This window comes from Dyella sp. LX-66 (assembly GCF_018599165.1).
Classification (GTDB): Bacteria; Pseudomonadota; Gammaproteobacteria; order Xanthomonadales; family Rhodanobacteraceae; genus Dyella_D; species Dyella_D marensis.
Map to the genome: position 1 here is coordinate 257,613 of NZ_JAHFVJ010000005.1, position 16,070 is coordinate 273,682.

Sequence of the window (16,070 nt, forward strand, 5' to 3'; positions counted from 1 at the left end):
CTGTCGATTTACTCCGCCAGCCGCTTGCGCTCGTCCGCGGTGAGCTGCTGCCTGGCGCGCGTGCTCAGCATGCCGCCGCCCAGCACCTGCACCGGGCTGCTCGGGTCGTACGGCCGCGGCGCGCCGCGGCCGTTGTCCAGGCTCGCGCTGCCGTCGCCGTAGCCGAGCACCTGCACCGAGATCACCGAAGGCTGCTTGCTGCGCGCGTCGTCCTGCTGCTGCCTGGCCATGTCCTCGGCGGCCTTGCTCACCGCGCTGGCCGCGGCGCTGGCCGCATTCAGCGCGCCGACGTTGACCGCCTGCGTCACCGGCACGCCGACCTTCTCGCCCTGCACCTGGATGTTGTCGGCGTTGACCACGCGCGCCGCCGCCACGATCAGGTTGCCCGACACGCGGATGCCGGCGTCGCCCGCATCCACCGTGCCGCGCGGCGCCACCAGATACACGCTGCCGCTGGGCGCGCCCGGCACGGTCTGCAGCGTGGCGATGCCCGCGCCGCTGACCTGGCCGCGCGCATCCAGCCGGCACCAGGCGTCGATGGTGCACAGATAGGTGGGCGGCGGAATCTCGGTGGTGGTCTTGGCGCCCTGGCCGGCGTTGATGTCGCCGTTGGAACTCCACAGCACCAGGTCGCCGCCCTGTTCGGTGAACACGCGGCTCTGCGCCAGCAGCACGCTGCGGTCGGTGAACATGTTGATGTTGCCCTGCTCCAGGGTCAGCACGCCCATGGTGTTGGGACCGGCCACCACCTTGCCCGAACTGTCGGTGATCACCGGCGGCGCCGAGGCACTGCCGAGCAGCGCCTGCCCGCCCGGCCCCAGCACGGTGACGTCGCCGCCCTGCTGGGTCTGGATGGTGGTGCTGCGCAGATCCAGATCGCCGGTATCGACGGTGTGCTGCGCACCGTTCAAGCCGCCCTGGCCCGAACCATTGGCGGTGTAGCCGTAGCCGGCCGGGAACAGCGTGTCGATCGCCGCATAGCCGCGGGCGTACTGGTTGAAGTACGTGCTGCTCTTGTCGTTGTAGTCGGCGCCCACCTTGGCCAGGATGCCGAACAGCGCTTTGGACACGAACTGCCGCTGCACGTAGTCCGGCTCCTGCGCGAACAGGCGGCGCGCGTCGGCCGGCGTCAGCGTCACGCTGAGCTTGTCCTGCGCATAACCGGTATCGACCACGCGCCCGGCCACGCGGCGCTGCATGAAATCCACCAGCTCCGGCATCAGGCTGTCCAGGCCCGGCGCGGCGGCGTCCACGTACTTGGCCATGAAGTCGGCGGTCGCCACGCCCGGCGCGATGCCGAACAGCACGCTGACGTCGGCGCTGGCATGCGGCAGATAAGGATTGAAGCGGTTGCCGATCGCCTCGATGCCGGTCTCGCCGCTGCTGCGGATGGTGATGTTGTTGGCCACTTCGCCCTGGTTGGTAAGCGGCCCGATATTGCGCCCGGCCTCGATGAGGAAACTGCCCGGCCCGCCCAGCAGCAGGGCTGGCGCGAGTTGGTAGGCACCGGGGTCGTTCTTGACGTCGGGACGGAAGGTCTTGCTCACCGCCATGTCGTAGATGTCGCGGCCGGCCGAGACCAGGGTGACGTCGGCATCGTGCACGTGCTGGCCCAGCAGCGACAGGTTGACGATGTCGCGGCCGGCGCGGATCAGCGCGGGCTTGGACGGCGTCAGCTGCAGCGAGCGGTACGGAAAGCCCGAAGCCGCGGTCACGCCGTTGGCGATATCGCCATGCAGCGCATACACGCGCACCGGTTGGTAGTCGCCGCCATGCAGCGCCACCTGCGGATGCAGCACGCTGCTGTAGACGCTGTTGAGGCTGTCCAGGTAACCCATGCTCCACAGCGCGCCGAAGTTCGACGGATCGCCCTCGCCCTGCGGATGCAGCGCCGACGGCAGCAGTCCCGCCGAAGCTTCGATCAGGCCGAAGCCGTAGGTGTTGTCGCCGGTGCCCAGCTGCATGGTGTAGACCTGCTGGCTCAGCGCGATGTTCTGATCGGCCAGCAGGCTCAGGTTGCCCAGCGCCGACGGATACAGCGCACCGGCACCGCGGATGTCCAGGCTGCCATCGAGCGCGCTCAGGCTGAGGCTGGCCGGCAGGATCGCGCCGGGATTGCGCACGGTGTCCGCGTAGCCGTAGTCGAACAGCGCGCCCGGCAGCCGCAGGCTGTCGAACACCACGTTGCCGGCGACCGAGCCGGCGCTGAAGGAGGAACCGGTGCTGTAGCTCTGCGCATCGCCGCGGCCCGCCGGCAGCACGGCCAGCGCCAGCGGGTTGGCATCGGCCAGCACGTACGAGGGGTTGTAGACGCCGCCGATATCCACGCCGGCGCGCGCGCGCACGTCCAGCTGCGCATCCTGCAGCGCGAACAGCGTGGACACCGGCGTGGTCAGGCCGCCGTACTGGCTGTCGGACGCCGGCGCGGTGAAGCTGACGTCGGCGCCGATCGCGCCCCCCGCGGCGATGCTGCCCTGGCCCTTGGCCACGAAGTAGGTGCCGCTGAGGATGTCGCCGCCGGCATGCACGTCGAGGTTGCCGCCGCCGTAGGTGGTCACGCCCTGGCCGCCGGCATTCGCCTTCCAGGTGGTGGGCAGCGAGACGGAGAGCTGGCGGATATTGCCACCCGCGTTCACCGCCACGTTGCCGCCAGCGCTCATCACGCCCTGGCCGAAGTTGGCGAAGTTGATCGACGAGGCCGAGCCGTCCGCCGCGTTGGCGGTCTGCATCCACGGCCACCAGTACTGCGAGATGTCGGTGCCGGCTACCGTGGTGGCGGCGCCGCTGGTGTCGACCACACGCTGGATGCCGTCGATGTCGCCGCGCGCATCCAGGCTCAGGTCGCCGGCATGTTCCGGATTCACCTGGCCGGTGCTGAGCATGTACGGCGTGGTGGTCAGCGGCGAGTTCCAGTTCGGCCGGATCACGCTCACGCCGGTGGACGTGCCGGTACCTTGCGCCGGCGTGCCGGCGGTGTAGATCACCGCGGGCGCCGCCGCGTCCAGCCAGCTGATGTCGCCGCCGCTGGCGATCTCGATCGAACCGCTACCGGTGCGCACCGTGGTGGGCAGCAGCACGGCCTTGCCGTTGGTCTTGCTCTGCTGGCCGGTCGGCGTGGTGGGCGTGAGCGTGTCGACCACGGCGAAGTGGCCGTCGAGGTTGACGTCGCCCGCGCCGGCCAGCGTGGCCAGCGGATCGACGGCGTCGACCTGCGCGCCGGCCACCAGCCGGTACGAGGTGCTGGAGCCGCCCAGCAGCGTTGCCGAAGCGAGCGAGGCGGGGCTGCCGAGCGAAGGCATGTTCGACGGACTGTTGTTCGCGGCGCTGGCCGGCACCGGCACCGTGGTGCCGCCGCCGGGCTTGAACGGGTCGGACTTCGGCGCGAACGGTGCGTAGAACAGCTGGCTGCCGGCGGTGACGTTGCCGACGCTGCCGGACACGTACTTGAAGTATGCGTTGTGGCCGTTGACGTACAGCGCGTAGTCGGTGCTGTACTTGCCGTAGTCGCTGTCCAGCGGCAGTAGCAGCGGCGGCGGCGTGACGATGCGCTTGGCCACCGGGTTGGTGGCGAAGTTGGCCTTCAGCCAGATCTGGTAGGCGCCGACGTAGTCCTGGTAGACCGGATAGTCCGCGGGATTCACCGGCGTCAGCGTGCTCGGCTTGTAGACCAGGAAGCCCTTGGCCGTCGGCCCGCCGATGCGGTTGAAGGTGTAGGCCCAGGCATTGGTGGTGGTGCCGTCGCCGACTTCGCCGATGTACGCCTCGTAGTTGCTGTAGTAGTCGCTCGACTGTCCGGCCAGCGGCGCCTGCAGCGCCTGGTAATACGGATCGCTGGCGATGCTGACGGTACCGCCGCCTGGCGTATAGCCCTGCGCCGCGGCGCCGTCGCGCAGCTTGATCGAACCGTTCCACAGGCCGTTGGCATCGAGGAACTGCTGCGACTTCTGGTAGTCGGCCAGCGCCTTGCCGTACAGCGGATCGCTCGGGTCGGACTTCGGCGCGAACGGCGCGTAGAACAGCTGGCTGCCCGCGGTGACATTGCCCACGCTGCCGGACACGTACTTGAAGTACGCATTGTGGCCGGTGATGTAGATCGCGTAGTTCGAGCTGTAGCTGGCGTAGTCGCTGTTCACCGGCTGCAGCAGCGGCGGCGGCGTGACGATGCGCTTGGCCACCGGGTTGGTGGCGAAGTTGGCTTTCAGCCAGGCCTGGTAGGCGGTGGCGTAGTCCTGGTACGCGGCGTAGTCGCCGACATTGAGCGGCGTCAGCGTGCTGGGGCTGTAGACCAGGAAGCCCTTGGCCGTCGGCCCGCCGATGCGGTTGTAGGTATAGGCCCAGGCATTGGTGGTGCTGCCGTTGCCGACTTCGCCGATATACGCCTCGTAGTTGGTGTAGTACGCGGCAGTCTGGCTGGTCATGGGCGCCTGCAGCGCCTGGTAGTACGGATCGCTGGCGATGCTGACGGTGCCGCCGCCCGGCGTATAGCCCTGCGCGGCCGCGCCGTCGCGCAGCTTGACCGTGCCGTTCCACAGCCCGTTCGCGTCCAGGTACTGCTGCGAGACGGTGTAGGCGGCCAGCGCGGTGCCGTAGCCGTGGTCGTCCACCGGCGGCGGCGGTGCCGGCGGATTGGCCAGGGCCGCGCCATTGTTCTGCTGATAGAAGCCGTCGGTGATGCTGGCGGCCAGATCGAGATCGCCTGCGGCGCGCACCGTCAGCATCGGCGCCATGCCGTTGTAGCGGTAGGCCAGCGCGATGCTGCCGTCGCTCTGCGTGGTGCCGGCGCCGAGGTTCCAATTGGTGAGCACGGCGATGTCGCCGCCGCGCGTGCCGTCGGCCGGATTGACCAGCTCGATACCCGGGCGCAGCTGCAGGTTGGCGATGCCGGCGTAGCGCGCGCCGAAGGCATAGCCCGGCTGCTGCACGTAGCGCATCAGCGTGCCGGCGCCCTTGCTGGCGTCGCCGCCGACGTAGCCGTAGAAACCGGCATGGTCGCCATTGGCCTGCTTCGGGACGAAATAATTGTTCTGCAGGTATTGCTTGAGCTGCGCATCGTCGGCCGGCGGCGGCAGGATCTTGCCGCTGGCGTCGGTCCAGGTGCCGGCGACCAGCGACGGCGTGCCGCCGGTATTGGTGGCATACCAGCCGGCCGGATCGATCAGCCCGTCGAAATGCCTGGACGGATCGGTCGAGGCGTCCTTGGTACTCCAGCGCGCGTAAGGCTCCAGCGTCACCACGCGCGCGCCCTTGACGTTGGCACCGCCGCCGTCCAGCGCGATGCGCACGTCGCCGTTGGCGAGCAGTGGCGCGCGCAGGCTCAGCGAACCGCCGGAGAACGCATCGGCCGAACCGCCGGACACGTCGATCAGCGCCTGCGCGCCCAGATGGATCGAACCGGAATCCGCGTACTGCACGTTCTGGTAGCCGTACTGGCTGTTGAGCGTGCCGTCCGTCTTGCCGCCGGTGCCGATCACCACGTCGCCGCCGCGCTGCGCGGCAATGCTGCTGGTGGCGATCAGGCTGCCTTCGACATCCACGCCGCGCTCGCCGTACAGCTCGATGCGGCTGCCCGAAGGCGCCGACGCATCGACGCGCCCGTCGATCGCCACCGTGCCGCCGGCCGCGGTGAGGAACACTTTCTGCGCGCGCAGCGTATTGCCGGCCGACAGATGCAGGTCGCCCGCGCCGGTGGTCAGCTGGAACAGGCCCGTGGCGCCCGCGGCCGCCGCCATCTGCGCGGCGGCATCCAGATCGATCGCGGTGCCGCTGCCCAGGGTGAGATAGCCGCCGCGGTAACCGTCCTTGGCCTGGCCGCGCAAGGTACCGGCCAGCAACAGTGCCGCGCCGGCTTCCGCATCGAGGCTGCCCGCATCGCCGCCGCCCGCGGCGCCGGAGAAGTCCAGCGTGGCGCCCTGCGCCAGGCCGATGCCGCCGTGGTCGGCCAGCAGCGTGAGCGTGCCGCCGGCCGCATAAGTGGTGGTGTCGAAGAAGGTCTTGTTGATGCCGCCGACGGTGAGCAGCGCGCCGCTGCTCATCGTCAGGTCGCCGCTGGTGGCGTGCACGCCGAGCTGGCCGGCCGGTGCCGCCACCGTGGTGCCGATCGACACGCTGCCGCCGGTGAGATTGAGCGCGCCGCCGAGGTGTTCGCCGCTGATCGCGCCCGGCGTGCCGCCGATGCGCAGCGCGCCGGTGGTGATCAGCTGCGTGTTGGCGCCGTCGCCGGCAAGCAGCCACGGCGTGCTGAGGTTGACGTCCAGGCTGCCGAAGTCGAAGCGGCCGGTGCCCAGGCCCTGCATGCCCTGCGCCGCCGTGGCGGAGAAGCCGCCGAAGCCGCGCAGGCCGGTGTTGCCGGCGCCGAAATCCACTTCGCCCGCATGCGCCGTGAACTGGCCGCTGCCGGCGGCGAACGTGCCGTTGGCCGCGCCCAGGTCGTTGGACAGGGCGAGCTTGCCGCCGGCCTGGATGTCCACCGTGCCGCCGTCGCTGGCGAAGGCGCCCGCGCTGAGGTTCAGATCGTGCGCCAGGTCGATGCGCACGTTGCCGAGGAAGTTCATGTCGCCGCGGCTGCGCAGGGTGACGCTCTGCGCGCCGCGCAGCAGATTGAGCGTGTCGCTGCCGATCACGAAACCGCTGGTGCCGCCCGGCGCGCTGGCGCCGTCGCCGAGGAAGCTGATGCGGTTGCTGTTGGCGTCGATCGCCTGCGCCGAGAGTTCCGCGCTGGCATCCACATTGGTGTTGCCGGTGGCATCCAGGGTCAGCGCCGCGCCGCCGTCGATGCGCGCGTCCGCGGCGATGCTCAGGGCGCCGCCCGGGTTCGCCGAAACGTTGTTGCGCACAATGCCTGCCGCGCCGTTCTGCGAGACGCGCAGCAGCGCGCCATCGCCGCTGACCGCGGCGATCGCCTGGCCGTTGGCGCCGGTGCCTGCAACGGCGCCGAACACCAGCGGCAGGCTGGCCACGCCGGTACCCTGCCCGCTCGCGCGCAGCACGCTGCCGGAAGCCAGCAGCACACCTTGTGCGCCCGTCTTTGTACCGCCATTGGCCGTAAGCAGGATTTCCGCGCCCTGCAGCGGATGCGCCGCGTCGTTGGCCAGCAGCACGCTGTCCGCCACCACGGTGACGTGGTCGCCATCGGTGCCGCGCTGGCGCGTGCCGCCGAGCAGCAGGCTGCCGGCGCCCAGCGTGCTCAGGCCGTCGGCCGAGAGCGTGAGATAGCCGTCGCGCGCCGTGCTGTCGGCGCCGACGACCTGGATCGCCTGCGCCGCGATATCCACCTGCGAGCCGCGCCCGCCCTTGGCCGGCGCGGCGGTGAGCGTGGCGCCGAGATCGAGCGTGCGGGTGGCGGCCAAGGTCAGCCGGCCGGCATCCGCGGCCAGGGCCGGCGCCACCTGCGCAGCCTTGCTGGCGAGGTTGCCGAAGAAGGTGTCGGCGTCGCTCAGCGTGTATTGCGAGTACTGCTGCCAGACCTTGCCCGACTGCACCAGGAAGCCGGTGTTGCGCGCATCGCGCGCGCCGCTCAGCGCGTCGGCGAAGTAGCCGCTGATCGCCAGCGTGCCGTCCGGCCGCACTGCGTTCGCGCCGAGCACGCTGTCCATCGCGCCGGTGTCCTGCACCACGCGGTAGGCGCCGGGCAAGGTCGCGTAGCGCGCCGGCAGCAGCGTGTAGTAGCCCGCCGGCAGGCCGGGTGCACCCGAGAGGTAAACCGTCTGACCCACGGCGGGGCCGGCGCCGCCCTGCTTGGCGAACGCGGCGTCGTAAGCCGACACCGGCGCCTGGTAGCCGGGCAGGATCGCGTAGATCGCGCGGCCGTCCGCGTACTGCGGCACCTGCGCGGACGCCGTGCCGCTGTAGCTGGTGCCGTACTGCGCCAGCACGTCGCGCGTGCCGCCGGTGCCGCTCACCCATTCGGCGGCCTGCAGATGGCCGGCGCCGGAAAGATCGATGCCGGCGCCCGCATCCAGCGCGAGGTCGGCGCCGTTGAGCGCGATCTGCTTGGACGGCGGCGCGGTGAGATCCGGCGTGTCGTTGGTGGGATCGGCGTCGTAGCGCCACTGCACGCCGTCGATGGTGCGCCCGTAAGGCACGGTGACGCCGCCGAGCGAAACCGAAGTGAGGCTGCCCGGCGCCAGGTGCACCGACTGGGTCACGGCCAGCGGGAACAGCTTCGGGTCTGCACCGAGCGCGCTGGCCTGCGCCGCCGCATCGGTCACGCCGAGAATCAGGCTGCCCGACGGCGCACGCAGCGTGCCCCGCTGCTCGATATGGTTGGCGCTGAGCAGCAGCGTGCCGCCGGCGGACAGCGGCGTGGTGCTGCTGCCGTTGGGCAGGATGCTGAGCGTGGTGTCGATCGCGCTGCCGTTCGCATCCTTCAGCCCCGCACCGTTCGCCACGATGGCGAAGCGGTAGTCGGTGGCCGGATACAGCTGCGCCGCCTTGAAGCTCAGGTTGCCGGTGCTGTACAGCAGGCCCGGCTGCGCCTTGCCATTGGCATAGGCGAGCAAGGCCGGCGCCTGGAAGCGGATGTCCGAAGCGGACGCAAAATCCGCCGCGCTCCAGCGCTGCAGATTCAGCCAGCCGCCGATATCGATGAAGTTCGCCTGCACCGACAGCGTGCCATCGCCGGCCATCGCTACCGGTGCCGCGCTCGGCACCACGCCACCGGTGAGGTTGACGTAGGGCGCGGCGATGCTGACGTGGCCGTTGCCGCTGGCATGAGCTGTCGCGTTGCCGGCCAGGCCGGTCGCGCCTGCCGGTAGCGCCTGGATCGCGGGAGCGTTGACGATGAAGGCGCGACCCAGCGAGAGATGCACGTCGCCCGCGAAACCGAGCGGCACGGCGGTGGCGAAGTCGGTGGTGCTGCCCTGGGACGCATCGGGGCCGATCGCCAGCGTGCCGATGCCGGAACCGGCAAGCCGGTCGGCGGCGAAATGCAGCAGACCCGAAGGCGCCGCCGACTCCACGGCGCCGCCACTTTGCGCACCCTGCGGCAGCAACATGCCGGACTGCTGGATCAACACGCCGCTCGCCTGCGGCGCACCGTTCTGGCCCTGCTTGTGGCCCAGGCCGACCAGGCTCAGCGTGCCGCCTTCGGCCTGCGCCGCGCCGCCCGTGGCCTGCAGCTGTCCGTCGAAGTACAAGCCCGCCGCCGCGGCCAACCGGATGCTGCCGGCGTCGCTCCATACCGGCGTGCCTAGGTAGCGCGTGGCCGTGCCCAGGCCGCCGGGATCGCTTGCCGGCAACTGGAAATTGTCCGCCGCACCGTCAACGTCGATACGGCTGCCCTGCTCGGCGACGACGTAGCCGCCGTTCCCTTGCAGCGTCACCGCGCCGCCATCCAGCACCGTGCCGGTGCGCGGCACCTGCGGCGTGCCGTCCGCACCGGCCACCGCGGCGGCCCAGGGATCGATCAAGGCCACACCGGAAGCATCCAGCACGGCCGACGTGCCCAGCCACACGCGCGGCGTCACCTTCGGCAGGCCCGCATTGCGCGACAGCGCATTGGTGGAAACGTTGATGTTGCCGCCCGGCGCGCTCAGCGCGCCCAGCACCGTGGTGGCCTGCGTGCCGGCCAGCGCGATGCTGCCGCCCGCATCCACCGCGATCTGTGCGCCCTCGCCCACCGACACCGAACCGCTCATGCCGGCGTACTGCGGCGCGCCCTTCGATGGATCGTTGGGATTGACCGACCAATCGAGGTACTGGCCGCTGCTCAGCGAGAAACCCGGGCCGGCGCTGCTGTCGCGCGTGGCATAGCGGTGATACGCGTCGAGCGCGCCGACCGTGGCATAGGTGCCGGCCGGATGCGCCGCATCCTGTGCATACAGGTCGCTGCCGGTCGGCGCGGTGAGCAGCGCCTGGTAGTCCGCCAGCAGGTTGCCGCGCGTCACGCGCACCTGGGTGCCCGGCGCGACGACGCCGTCGGTGATCGCGGTGAGCGCGTAGCGGTCGAAACCCTGGCCGGCGAAGAAGCCGGCATCCAGGTACAAGCCATTGGCCATCGGCATCGCCGCGCGATCGCCGCCGACCTGCACGTAGTTCGCCTGCAGGGTCAGCGTGCCGCCGCCGCTGAAGCCGTAGCCCAGCAACGTGCCGTCCAGGCGCAGCGCACCGTGGTCCAGCGCCTTGGCCTGCTGAAATTCCGCCTTGACGTTGCCATAGGTGACCAGGCTGATATCGCCGCCCTGGCCGGCCGGCACGCCGTTCTTCATCTGCACGCGCGCATCGGCGCCGACATAGCCGCCGCCGGAAACATCGAGCGTGCTGCCCGTGTCGAGCAGCACCGAACCGGTGGCATCGGAGTTGTTCGGGCCGATCGACGCATTCGCGGTCAGCGCGATCTTGCCGCCGTCGATATAACGGTTGCCCACGCGCGCATCGGCGGCCAGGCCGCTGTCGTTCACCCACAGGCCGCGCGTGCTCAGCGTCGCGCCGTTGCCGATGGTGATGTCCGGACGCAGCGTGCTGCCATCGGCCGCGTGCATGGCCGGCGTATCCAGCCCGAGGCCGTTCGAGGTGAGGCTGATCGAGCCGGACGGCGTGCTGATGTTGCCGAGCACCGTCACGCGGCTGGCGGTGTACGCCACGCTGCCGCCGGGACGCAGCGCCAGCGTGGCGCCGGCCTGCTGCAGGATCTGCGAGCCGCTGTCGCCGGTGGACAAGGCGATATTGGTAAAGCCCGCGCTACTCAGCATGCCGGTGGAGATCGGCAGCCACCAGCGCAGGTCGCTGTCGTGCGCGGTGTCGGCCGGCTGCGCGGCCGTGACCGTGTCCCACACGGTGTCCGCGTCGAAGCCCGGCGCGAGCTGGTCCAGCGCCAGCGTGGACTGCTGCAGCAGGATGCCCGGCGCGTAGTTGTAGCGCGTGTCCAGGCCGATCGGCGGCACAGTGAAACGGAAGGTGCCGCCGGCCGGCTGCTTGCCCTGCTCGACCTGGTTGCGGCCGGCGAAGGACTGCGCCGAGATAGTGCCGTCCAGCACCAGCGCATGGCCGGCCTGCACGTCGAGCGTGCCGGCGTCGCCGCCGGCGATAAAGCCGGGATCCCAGCGGCGCGAACCGGCCAGCATGCCGTTGTTGTAGGTCTGGCTGATGCCCCAGCGCACGTGGTCCTGCGTGTACTGGCCGGCATAGCCGACGTACGTCATATCGGGATCGGCCGCGGCGATGTCGTACACGCGGCCGTTGGCGCCGAGCAGGTTCGGCGTTTCGGTCCAACCGGCCTGGTAGGAGAGAAAGCCGCCGTCGAGATTGAGCTGCGAACCGGAGCGGACGATCACTTCGCCGCCGTGCAGCGACACCGCGCCGCCCTTGGTCATCAGCTGGTCGACCGCGCGCGGCACGTTCTCCACATAGCCGGCCACGTTGAGGATGGGACTGCCCACCCAGTCCAGGCCGTCCGCGCGTGTGCCGCTCTGCGTGCTGTCGACCAGCACGTTCTTCTGCGTGTACAGGAACCCGTTGCGCAGCAGCGGCGAATTGGCCAGTTCGTTCTGGCCCACGCGCGCCACGTTGACCAGCAGCGCCGACATCGGCAGCACCACGTTGGCCAGGCCGGAGACGTCGATCACCGCGCCGCTGTCCACGTAGACGCGGCCCGCCGTCGGCGAGGTGTCCTGCGCATAGGTGTGCGCGGCGATCGCCACCGCGGCGCCCGGCGCTTCGAGCAGCGAGCCGGATTGCAGGTTGACGGTGGCGCCGTCCAGGGTCAGCGTGCTGCCCTTGAACGCGGCATTCGCCGCGGCGCTGGACGAGGTGGTGCTGCCGTCCTTCTCCGGCAGCACCGTGGTGACCGAGCCCGGCGCCAGCAGCAGCACGCCGCCGCGCACGAAATCCAGCAGGCCGCCCGCACCGCTGGCCTGGTCGCGCGCATTCAGCTCGATGCTGCCCGGAAAGGCCACGCTGGTCGAAGCCAGCGCGACGCCGGCCTGGGTCACGTCGTGGCCGAGCATGTGCACGCTGCCGCGGCGCGCCTGCACCAGGCCGGTGTTGATCACGCTGCCCATCGGCGCGTTCGGGCCGGAGCCGTCGTTGATGCCGGCGATGCCGAGCGCGGCGCTGACGCCGTCGGCGCCGGCCGGGTTGTAGAACGCGGTGCCGCCGGCCAGGAAAGCCTGGCCGTCGTCGGCGACGATGGCGCCGGCGTTGGACACATGCGGCGCGGCGATCAGGGCGAAGCCCTGCTTGCCGGTGGTGATGTTGGCGCCCTTCTCGATCACCACGTCATGGCTGCGGCCATCGGTGAACACACCGTTGACCAGCAGGGCGGTGGTCGAGGCCTGGTCGGCGATGCCGCCGTTGAGGAAGCGCGCATTGCTGGTCGCGACGTCGCTGCTGAACAGGCTGAGCGAACTGGCCAGCAGCGAATGCGTATTCACCTGGCTGCCGGCGCCGAACAGGATGCCGTTGCGGTTGAGCAGGTAGACCGAACCCTCGGCTTTGATCTGGCCGAAGATCTTGCTCGGCGCGCCGCTGGGGTCCTGGATGCGGTTGAGCGCGATCCAGTCGTTGCTGCCGTTGGACTGGTTGCCGCCGCTCTGGTTGAAGTACAGCGTGGTGTTGCGGCCGACGTTGAAGCTGTCCCAGGTGAGGATGGCCTTGGACGAGGTCTGCTTCACCTCCACCGTGGTCCTGCCGCCGACCGCACTTTGCACCGGCGCGTTGGCGTTCTGCCAAAGCGCGGGATTGCGCACCACGTCGGCCGCCATCTGCAGGCCGCCCGCGGCGATGCCGTCGGGCACCGGCGACACCAGCTGCTGCGCCGCCTGCTGCGCGGCCTGTTGCGCGCTGAGCTGTGCGGCCACCGCCTGCGCGGCTTGATTGAGGTTGGCGATGGACTGCTGCACCACGCGCTGCTGCAGCAGCTGCGGCGCGTTCTGCACGGACAGATTGTTCGGCGTCGGCGCCGGTGCATTGCCGTTGGGCGCGCCCGCCTGTCCACCGCGCTGCGCCGCCAGCCAGGCCTGGCTCAGCACCGGCGGATTGCCCGCATGCGCCTGCATCGCCGCGCCCATCGCCAGCGCCGCGGCGATCCATTGCGCCAGCGGACGGCGTCCGGGGACGCTGCGTGGAGTGATGACGCTTGCCTTCGCCGAATCGACCGCCTTGATCACGCGTTTGCCTCGTTAGCTTTGTCGCGCGGCGCGCGGCCGCGGCTTCTTCCGGTTAGACCTTCACGGAGCTGAAGGACTGAACTGGTGTCATGGAAACTTCATATGGACGGCTGAATTGCTACGCATCGTCGCGTCCCCATGGCGTAGGTTGGGGTGAGCCGCAGGCGAACCCCAACGATGCGAGACGTCTGAAGGTGACGATGTTGGGGTTCGCCTGCGGCTCACCCCAACCTACGCCCGGAACGTCAGTGCCCACCGATCGCTCCCGGCGGCATCAGTTGCGGATACGTCGGCGCAGGCCGCTGCGGAACCACGCTGTGTCCAAGACTGGAACCCATGCGGTGTTCCAGCGCCGCCGCGTTGTACTGCCCCACCTGCCGGTTCGACGGTTCGCCCGCCACCGGATCGAGCAGCGGCGGCGGCGGTCCCACCGGCTTCCTGCCATCGCCGCCCAGCTGTCGGCTGAGGCAGTCGTACGCCAGCACCGCATGCTGATTGACGCTGACGTCGACGCAGCTTTCCTGCTGCGCCCACGCGTGGCCCGCGATCAGGCAGCCCCACGCGACCAGCACGCGGGCTGCCCGGCGCTTCACGGCTGCCGCCCCGCGGGCGCGGCGTAGCGCTGCTCGTACAGGCGGTCGCCATAGGCCTGCGCGGCGTTCTCCAGCTTCACCCGCGCCGACGCGGCGAACGGCTGGCGCGCACCGATCACCGAGCCCATGTCCATATGCACATAGGCGTCGAGGATCTCCTGCCCCACCTCGTACAACTTCTGGTTGCGCGCGCCGCAGGTGACCAGCGATTGCTTCGCTTCGTCGAGCTGCGTCTGGAACGCGCCGTCGCGGCCCTGCTGGTCCTTCAGCTTCGCCACCGCGTCGGCGTTGTCCTTGCGCGCCTGCTGCAAGGCCGTCTCGGCCTGCTGCCTGGCGCCGCGTTCGGCGGCCACCGCCTTGCCGTCGCCGGCGGAAGCGCGCAGCTTCGCCACCTCGGCCTGCGCCTGTTCCAGCGCCTTGCGCGCCTGGTCGCGCTCACCCTCGATGCCCGCCCTCTGCGCCTGCCATGCCGCTTGCTGCCCCTGCAGGTCCTGCAGCTGGCTGCGTGCATCGCGCAGCTGGGTGCGCAGCTGTTCTTCCAGACTTTGCGCGAACGCGCCCTGGGCCAGCATCAGCGCCGCCATGGCGACGCCCGTGCGTATCACGGTCTTCATCGTCGCCTCCATCAGAACTTGCTGTTGATCTCGAGCTGCACCACGTCGATCGACAGCGGCGGGCCGAATACCTGCTTGGCGTTGAAATAGCGCGCGGTCAGCCAGGTGCGCTCGGCGATGCCGTAGTCGGCGCTGACGATAAAGCCCTTGGCATTGGTGCCGCCGAGGTGGAAGTTGGGATCGGTGAGGCCGTCGAGCACGGCATCCGGCTGCAGGTACTTGTAGCCGAACGCCACGTTCCAGTCGTGCGCCTTCATCGGGCTGGGGTTGCCCAGGATGCCGCGCAGCAGCCAGCCCACCGGGCCGCTCTTGTACGGGCCGGATTCGTTGGCCGCGGTGCTGGCCTCGTAGTTGTTCACCGGCTGGCCCAGGCCGTTGGGATAGCGCTGGAACGCGTCCTTGGCGTGGTAGGCCATATTGCGCACGTAGTCGGCCTGCACGCGCACCGGCGTGCTGCCCACCGCGAAATCGAACTGGCTGGTGAGGTTGAGCAGGTGGTAGTCGTAGGCCAGGCCGACCAGCTGCGGCTGCGCGTAGTTACCCGGCGAGGACGGGTCCGGCACGATATTGCGCAGCAGGAATACCGAGTTGCCCTTCTGCATGTACTGCGGCGCGTCGTCGTCGGTGCTGCAGAAATTGATGCCGGTATAGATCGGGCACGGCTGCGACAGGCTGCCGCGCATCTTGTCGTAGTAGTAGTACGCCAGCGCGGCGCTCCACTGCATGTCCTCGTCGATCTTCCAGTGCGCGCCCAGCTGCACCGCGGACAGCCACTTCTGGTCGCTGCGGTTCTTCTGGTAGCCGAAGGCCTGGCTGGGCGTGTCGTTGCCGGCGTACTGGATCGGGAACACGCCGGCGTTGGCAAAGCCCTCGATATCGCTGGCCAGCTTCCAGCGGCCCTGCCCGACGATGCCGTCGAAGTTGAGCTCCGGCGAATAGATCAGGTCGGTGGCGAAGAACGGATTGGCGAAGCGGCCGGCGGTAAGCGCGCCCCACTCCAGCGGCTGCCAGCGCAGCCAGGCGCGATCCAGCCACAGGTTCTTCTTGGCCAGGCCGCCGCCCAGGGCCTGGGTGGTCGACACCGGATTGTTGTCGTTGCCCGAGCCGATGCGGATGCCGGCGGTGATGGTGTCGCCCAGCTTCACGTCCACGCCCAGGTGCGCCTGGATCGACAGGATGTTCGGGCGGTTCTGCTGGGTGTTGGCGATCGGCGGATTGACGCCGCGGCCGATCTGGTTGACATCGAACGGACCGCCGCGGTTGAGCGCGGCGTAGTCGATGAAATACGGCGAGTTGCTGCGGCTGAAGTAGCGACCCTCGTTGCGCACGCGGATGTCGCCGGACCAGGCGATGCGATCCAGCCACTCCGGCAACGCATCCGGCTGTGCCCAATGCTCGCTGCGCGCCTGCGCGATCACTTCCTGCTTGACCTGTTCGCGGATCTCGTTGCGCACGCTCTGCGGCACGTAGGGCACGCGCACGTCGCCGGGCTGCGCGCCGTCGTTCGCCGCCAGCGCGGACGAGGCCTGCGCCTTTTGCGCCTGCGTGGCTTCGGCATTCGCCTGCGCGATCAGGCCGTCGGCATCGGCCTGGGTGATCAGGCCCTTCTTCACCATCAGGCGGATCAGGTTGATGGTGGCGTTGGGCGACGGCGCGGCGTTCTGCGCCAGCGCGGCCGGCGCGGCGCCGGCCAGCAGCAGGCCGATCGCCAGGCACAGTGCGCGTTGTTTGGAAAACCTCGAAACATCCATGATCTGCTC

General features: G+C 69.8%; 4 protein-coding genes. All 4 read right to left on the minus strand.

Going from position 1 to position 16,070, the window contains the following annotated elements:
- Window positions 1-8: 8 nt before the first annotated feature.
- The 4 genes from KK141_RS11985 to KK141_RS12000 all read right to left on the minus strand — a co-directional run bounded on the left by KK141_RS11985 (window position 9) and on the right by KK141_RS12000 (window position 16,061).
- On the minus strand, window positions 9-13,103 hold the full coding sequence (locus tag KK141_RS11985) for a filamentous haemagglutinin family protein (RefSeq protein WP_214571783.1): 13,095 nt from the start codon (window positions 13,101-13,103) through the stop codon (window positions 9-11).
- A 245-nt stretch (window positions 13,104-13,348) separates the two neighbouring features.
- Entirely contained in the window at window positions 13,349-13,696 is a 348-nt protein-coding gene (locus KK141_RS11990) for a hypothetical protein (protein WP_214571784.1), read from the minus strand.
- A complete protein-coding gene (locus tag KK141_RS11995) occupies window positions 13,693-14,310 on the minus strand; it encodes a hypothetical protein (protein WP_214571785.1) in 618 nt (205 codons plus the stop codon). Before KK141_RS11995 ends, KK141_RS11990 begins: the two co-directional genes overlap by 4 nt.
- A gap of 11 nt (window positions 14,311-14,321) precedes the next feature.
- Window positions 14,322-16,061 (minus strand): putative porin, encoded by a 1,740-nt coding sequence (locus KK141_RS12000; RefSeq protein WP_214571786.1) that lies wholly within the window; start codon window positions 16,059-16,061, stop codon window positions 14,322-14,324.
- Window positions 16,062-16,070: the final 9 nt, after the last annotated feature.